This window comes from Alcanivorax sp. HI0083 (assembly GCF_001635175.1).
Genome location: NZ_LWFX01000433.1, coordinates 1 through 862, shown reverse-complemented (window position 1 = coordinate 862; position 862 = coordinate 1). Strand labels below are relative to the sequence as shown.

The 862-nt window shown below is 54.4% G+C and carries 1 protein-coding gene; it reads right to left on the bottom strand.

The genetic code is table 11. The annotated features are described in order from the left end of the window. Positions 1–69: 69 nt before the first annotated feature. Positions 70–705, bottom strand: a complete 636-nt coding sequence (locus tag A3754_RS04475; protein WP_063518943.1) for a methyltransferase — start codon at positions 703–705, stop codon at positions 70–72. Between the last annotated feature and the right edge of the window lie 157 nt (positions 706–862).

Here is an 862-nt window from a genome sequence, read left to right as displayed (position 1 = left end):
ATCGTTGTCGGTCATAATCCTGTCACTTCCATGGTCCGTAGAAAGAACATGGTGGCGAGGCTGGAAAATTCAATTGTCGATGATTAACAGATCCGCGCACAGGGCCTTCGGGGTTTGGGTACGGCGTTCGACCACGCGGCTGTTCAGCTTGCCGGCTTCGCATTTTTCCGCCAGTGCATAGAACGGAGAACGGCCCGGGTCGGCAATGATTATCTGTTTGACGCCAGCACGCAGGCTGCGACGAATCAGGTTATACAGCACTGGCGTCAGTTCATCCCAGAAGCAGATGTCCGCCCCTGCAACGATATCCACATCCGCCAGTCTGGCTTGTGTTAGCTTCTCGAAACGGGCTTGCAGCGGCGTCACGTCCACCTTGTTGATGCTGGCATGCAAATCCAGGTAGGGGTACACATCCGGGTCGGCATCCACTGCGGTTACCCGGCAGTCAAAGCGTTTTGCCGTGAAAATGGACAGTGGCCCCCACCCGCAACCGATATCCATCAGGTGCTGATCCGCAGAGAGCTTCTTTTTGGTCAGATGGTCCATGATCAGGTAACTGGAATTCCACACCTTGTTGCCGTGAATTGATGGCGTGTGGTTGGCCCGTTTCAGTCGCCGTACTTCCTTGTGGCCGGAACGCAGCAGGGTAATGCCGCGAGTGCGAATGGTATGGGGTTCTCCAGCACGTATAACTGTTCCTGACATAATCGCTCACCAGCGGCAAAGTTTGGGAACAGTACGGTCAAGCCCCCTGTGATTCAAGTATGAAATCACAGGCATAATGCAGGAATGGCAATACAAGTGACAAAAACAGAATGATCAGGAAAAGCATCGTGGGCCTGGGTGGGCTGGCTGCAGGGCG